Source organism: Inquilinus limosus MP06 (genome assembly GCF_000767795.1).
Classification (GTDB): Bacteria; Pseudomonadota; Alphaproteobacteria; order DSM-16000; family Inquilinaceae; genus Inquilinus; species Inquilinus limosus_E.
The window spans coordinates 1-5,222 of the sequence record NZ_JANX01000465.1 but is presented as its reverse complement, the minus strand read 5'-3'; the positions used below and the strand labels follow the sequence as shown (position 1 = coordinate 5,222).

Sequence of the window (5,222 nt, the reverse complement as noted above, 5' to 3'; positions counted from 1 at the left end):
GGCCGCCGCGTCCGCGGCCGCCGCCGGCCCACATCTCGTCATTGTCGCGGCCATGCCGGCCGCCCCAGCCCTCGCCGCAATCGCCGTGGTGCCCACGATGGTGTCGTCCGAACATCGAACTCACTCCTTAGTTTCGATATATCGTAAGATATGGCGAACAGAGACTGGTTTCAAGATATATCTTAAGATGTGTCTTTTGGTGCAGAATCCAGGGCTTCTGCGGGATTGACCGGGCCGCGGCGGCGCTGATACACATCCCGGCGACGGTTCCCGCACGGGATCAAAAGGGAACACGGTGGCGCTCTCTCCAATCGAGTGGAGGGGCGGAATCCGTGGCTGCCCCCGCAACTGTCAGCGGATCGCCGAACGTCACGGGCCCCTCAAGGGCCAGGCCACTGCCCGATGCCGGGCGGGAAGGCCGACGCCAAGCCATGATCCGTGAGCCAGGAGACCTGCCGTCGCAGCGCAATCCGTTTTCCGGGCGGGGTGGCCCGGGCAGGAGACTCTCTTGGCGGTAATCCGGTCCTTCCCTTCGCGTGTCCTGGCCCTGGCCGGCCTGGCGCTTCTCATCCTGTCGCCGGCGGCCCGGGCCGACCCGACGCAGTATCCGCTGACCATCCGCAACTGCGGCGTCGACGTCACCTTCGCCCATGCTCCGCAGCGCGCGGTGTCGATCGGGCAGAGCAGCACCGAGATCCTGCTGTCGCTCGGCCTGGCCGACCGCATCGTCGGCACCGCCGTCTGGTTCGGCCCGGTGCTGAAGGAATACGAGGCGGCGAACGCGAAGATCCCGCGCCTGGCCGACAACGATCCCAGCTTCGAATCCGTGGTCGGCAAGGAGCCGGAACTGGTGGCGGCCCAGTATGAGTGGCATGTCGGGCCACAGGGGTCGGTCGGCACCCGCGAGCAGTTCGCCGCCCTCGGCATCCCGACCTACATCTCGCCGGCCGACTGCGTCGCCAAGGACAATTCCGGCGGCGGCGACGGCGTGCGCAAGCAGCTGTTCACCATGGACCTCGTCTATCGGGAGATCCGCGACCTGGCCCGGATCTTCGACGTCGCCGACCGGGGCGAGGCGCTGGTCGCCGAGCTGCGGCAGCGCGAGGCCGCGGCCATCGCCTCGGTGGTGGGGCAGCAGGCCAAGGGCGTGCCGGTGGTGTTCTGGTTCTCCAGCAAGGAGGTGGCGGGCGAAGCCTTCGTCGCCGGCAGGAACGGCGTGCCGGCCTACATCCTGCAGCAGCTCGGCGCCCGCAATGTCATCACCACGGAGGAGGAGTGGCCGCTGGTGAGCTGGGAGCGCATCGCCGCTGCCGACCCCGCGATCATCGTGATGGCGGAGATGAGCCGCCGACGCTACGCCGCCGACGACACCGCGGTGAAGCTGAACTTCCTGGCCACCGATCCGGTCGCCAGCCGGCTCGAGGCGGTCAAGGACAAACATTTCGTGATGATGGACGTGCAGGCGATGCAGCCCTCGATCCGCGCCGTCGACGGCATCGAGGCGCTGGCCCGCGGCATCAAGAGCTTCGGTCTCGGGGGGTGAGGCCGCTCTTCGACGGCGGCTGGGGCGTCCGCGCCCTGCTGGCGGTGCTGTCCCTGGCGGCGCTGGTGGTGGCGATCGCGCTCGCCGTGTCGATCGGGGAGATGGCGATCCCGCTGGCCACCACGGCCCAGACCCTGGCCAACCGGCTGTTCGGCGCGGGCTTCGCCGTCAGCCCGATCCAGGAAGGGGTGATCTGGGACTACCGGCTCAGCCGCGCTTTGGTGGCGGCCTGCTGCGGCGCGGCGCTCGCCCTGTCCGGCACCATCCTGCAGGCACTGCTGCGCAACCCGCTGGCGGAGCCCTATGTCCTCGGCATCTCAGCCGGGGCGTCGACCGGCGCGGTGGCGGTGATGATCGCGGGCATCGGCGGCGGCGCGCTCTCGCTGTCCGGCGGCGCCTTCATCGGCGCCGTCCTGGCCTTCCTGCTGGTGTCGCTGCTGGCGGCCGGGGTGGGCGGCGGCATCGACCGGGTGATCCTGGCCGGCGTCGCCGGGTCGCAGCTGTTCAACGCCCTGACCTCCACCATCGTCACCACCTCGGCCAATGCCGAGCAGGCGCGCGGCGTGATGTTCTGGCTGCTCGGCAGCCTCGGCGGCGTGCGCTGGCCGGACGTGCAGGTGGCCGTGCCGGTGGCAGCGATCGGCTTCGTCCTGTGCATCCTGCATGCCCGCGCGCTCGACGCCTTCACCTTCGGGGCGGATGCCGCGGCCTCCCTGGGCATCGCCGTGACCCGGGTGCGGGTGGTGCTGTTCGCGGCCACCGCGGCGATGACGGCGACCATGGTCAGCATCATCGGGTCGGTGGGGTTCGTCGGCCTCGTCATCCCGCATGCGGCGCGCTTCCTGGTCGGGCCCGGCCATGCCCGGCTGCTGCCGGCCTCCGCCATGATCGGGGCCATCTTCATGGTGCTGGCCGACATCGTCTCCCGCATCATCATCCCGCAGCAGATCCTGCCGATCGGCGTGGTCACCGCCCTGTTCGGCGCGCCCGCCTTCGCCGTGCTGCTGTACCGGGCGAGGCGGTCGGCATGACCAGAGGGGCGACATGACCATCGCGACGCAGGATGTGCGCTGGGGCGCCGGCGGCCGGATGATCGTCGACGGCGTGACGCTGGAGGCGGCGCCCGGCCGGATGCTGGGCCTGCTGGGCCCGAACGGCGCCGGCAAGTCGACGCTGCTGCGACTGATCTGCCGGCTGCGGCGGGTGGAGAGCGGGGTGATCACCCTGGGCGGGGCGGATATCGCCGACCTGCCCCGCGCGGCCATCGCCCGCCGGGTCGCCCTGGTCGAGCAGCAGGCGATGACCGATGCGCAGGTGACGGTGCTGGACGTGGTTCGCCTCGGCCGCACGCCGCATCGCGGCCCGCTGTCACCCTGGAGCGGCCGCGACGACGCGGCGGTGGCGGATGCGCTGCACCGGGTCGGGCTGGAGGGCAAGCGCGGCCAGTCCTGGCACACGCTGTCAGGCGGGGAGCGGCAGCGGGTGCAGATCGCCCGCGCCTTGGCCCAGACCCCGTCCGAACTGCTGCTGGACGAGCCGACCAACCATCTCGACGTGCAGCACCAGCTGGAGATCCTGGCGCTGGTCGGCCGGCTGCCGGCGACCAGCATCGTGGCGCTGCACGACCTGAACCTAGCCGCGATGTTCTGCGATGCCGTGGCGCTGCTGCGCGAGGGCAGGGTGGTCTGCGTCGGCGCGCCGGAGGAGATCCTGACCGAGGCGCGGATCCGCGAGGTGTTCGGCGTGCGGGCCCATGTCGAGCGGTCGCCGCATCACGGCCGGCCCCATATTCATTATCTGCCGGGGTAGCGGAAAGCGGCTTCGGGCTTGACATTGCGGCCCAAATGGCGTTCTTCACCGCTTCCATTCCCGGGAACGCGGGTCCGGTGCGTGAGCCGGCGCCCCGCTCTGCCATTGGCAGGGCCTACCGGGACAACATGAGAGAAGAAGGACCGCGCGCGTGAGCAAGCGCCAGAATTCGAAGCACAAGATCGACCGCCGCCTTGGCGTCAATCTCTGGGGCCGTCCGAAGAGCCCCCTGAACAACCGCGAATACGGCCCGGGCCAGCATGGCCAGCGGCGCAAGAAGCCGACCGATTTCGGCACGCAGCTGATGTCCAAGCAGAAGCTGAAGGGCTACTACGGCAACATCGGCGAGAAGCAGTTCCGCCGCCTGTTCGACGAGGCCGTGCGCCGCAAGGGCGACACCGGCGAGAACCTGATCGGCCTGCTGGAGCGCCGCCTGGACACCGTCGTCTACCGGATGAAGTTCGTCCCGACCGTGTTCGCCGCCCGCCAGCTGGTCAACCACGGCCATGTCCTGGTGAACGGCAAGCGCCTCAACATCGCCTCCTACCAGGTCAAGGACGGCGACGTGATCGAGATCAAGCAGAAGTCGCGCGAGATGGCCCTGATCCTGGGCGCCATCGCGTCCTCCGAGCGCGAGGTGCCGGAGTACATCGAGGTCGACCACGGCGCCTTCAAGGGCAAGGTCGTGCGCACCCCGGCCCTGGCCGACGTGCCGTACCCGGTCCAGATGGAACCGAACCTGGTGGTCGAGTTCTACAGCCGCTGATCCTCGGCCGGCTGTCCGACGGAAGAAGGGGCGCCCTCCGGGGCGCCCCTTTTTCTGTTTCAGCCCACGCCGTGGCGCGGCGCCACCGGCAGGCGGGCGCGCCGGGTGGCGTCGATGGTGAACAGGACAAGGCCGGCCCAGATGAAGCCGAAGGTCACCAGCGTGGCCGGCCGCAGCGGCTCCTCGAACACCAGCGTCGCCAGCACCAGGTTGATGCTCGGCGACAGGTACTGCAGCAGCCCGACGGTCGACAGGGGCAGATGCCGCGCCCCGATCATGTACAGCACGATCGGCAGGCCGGTGATCAGGCCGGAGGCCATGATCGCCAGCGACATCGCCCAGCCTTCGCCGCCGGCCGCCACCGGGCCGAAGGCGCCGGCGCCCTGGCTCCACAGCCACAGCAGATAGGCCAGGCAGACCGGCAGCAGGAAGGCCGTCTCGACCATGAGCCCGACGAAGGGATCGATCCTCTCGCGCTTGCGGATCAGGCCGTAGAAGCCCCAGGTCAGGGCCAGGGCCAGTGCGATCCACGGGATCTCGCCGGCGCCGATCACCGAGATCATGACGCCCGCCCCGGCCAGGCACGCAGCCCCCACCTGCGCCCGGCTCAGCCGCTCGCCCAGGAAGGCGACCCCGAGCAGGACATTGATCAGCGGGCTCAGGTAATAGCCGAGCGCCGACTGCACCAGATAACCGTTCAGCACCGCCCAGATGAAGACGCTCCAGTTCGCGGTCACCAGGGCGGTGGTGGCGCAATAGGTCAAGAAGCGGCGGCGGCTGCGCAGCACGTCGCCGATCTCGTGCAGCCGCCCGAGGGCCAGCAGCAGCAGGCCCAGCATGACGACGCTCCACAGGATGCGATGCGCCACGATCTGCCAGGCGCCGACATGCTCCACCGCCTTGAAGTAGAGCGGCGCGAAGCCCCAGATCAGGAAGGCGCCGAGCGCCGCGCCGGCCCCGAAGCCGGCATGGCTGCGGCTGGCTTGAGTGTCGACTGGCATCGTGGTCCCCGGTCCGGCGTCAGCGGGCCGTGGCCCGGGCCGCGACGAGGCGGGCCCGGCCGGCGCCGATGCCGGCGATCCCCGCCGCGGTGCCGATGGCGAG

General features: G+C 70.1%; 5 protein-coding genes and 1 riboswitch. Of the genes, 4 read left to right on the top strand and 1 reads right to left on the bottom strand.

Annotated elements, in window-relative coordinates:
* Positions 1-247: 247 nt before the first annotated feature.
* A riboswitch (cobalamin riboswitch) is annotated at positions 248-474 on the top strand.
* Positions 475-508: 34 nt separating this feature from the next.
* From P409_RS38275 to rpsD, 4 genes are all read left to right on the top strand, one after another.
* Positions 509-1,543 carry an ABC transporter substrate-binding protein gene (locus tag P409_RS38275; RefSeq protein WP_052121397.1) on the top strand — a complete coding sequence of 345 codons (1,035 nt, stop codon included), beginning with the start codon at positions 509-511 and terminating at the stop codon, positions 1,541-1,543.
* A complete protein-coding gene (locus P409_RS26015) occupies positions 1,540-2,574 on the top strand; it encodes a FecCD family ABC transporter permease (protein ID WP_034845280.1) in 1,035 nt (344 codons plus the stop codon). The genes P409_RS38275 and P409_RS26015 overlap by 4 nt, the downstream gene beginning before the upstream one ends.
* A 13-nt stretch (positions 2,575-2,587) precedes the next feature.
* Complete coding sequence (locus P409_RS26010; RefSeq protein ID WP_034845278.1) at positions 2,588-3,352, top strand: ABC transporter ATP-binding protein; 765 nt, start codon at positions 2,588-2,590, stop codon at positions 3,350-3,352.
* Positions 3,353-3,503: 151 nt separating this feature from the next.
* Positions 3,504-4,118 (top strand): 30S ribosomal protein S4, encoded by a 615-nt coding sequence (rpsD, locus tag P409_RS26005; protein ID WP_034845276.1) that lies wholly within the window; start codon positions 3,504-3,506, stop codon positions 4,116-4,118.
* A 59-nt stretch (positions 4,119-4,177) separates the two neighbouring features.
* On the opposite strand, the gene rarD is transcribed toward rpsD, so the two are convergent.
* Positions 4,178-5,119, bottom strand: a complete 942-nt coding sequence (rarD, locus tag P409_RS26000; RefSeq protein ID WP_034845274.1) for an EamA family transporter RarD — start codon at positions 5,117-5,119, stop codon at positions 4,178-4,180.
* Positions 5,120-5,222: the final 103 nt, after the last annotated feature.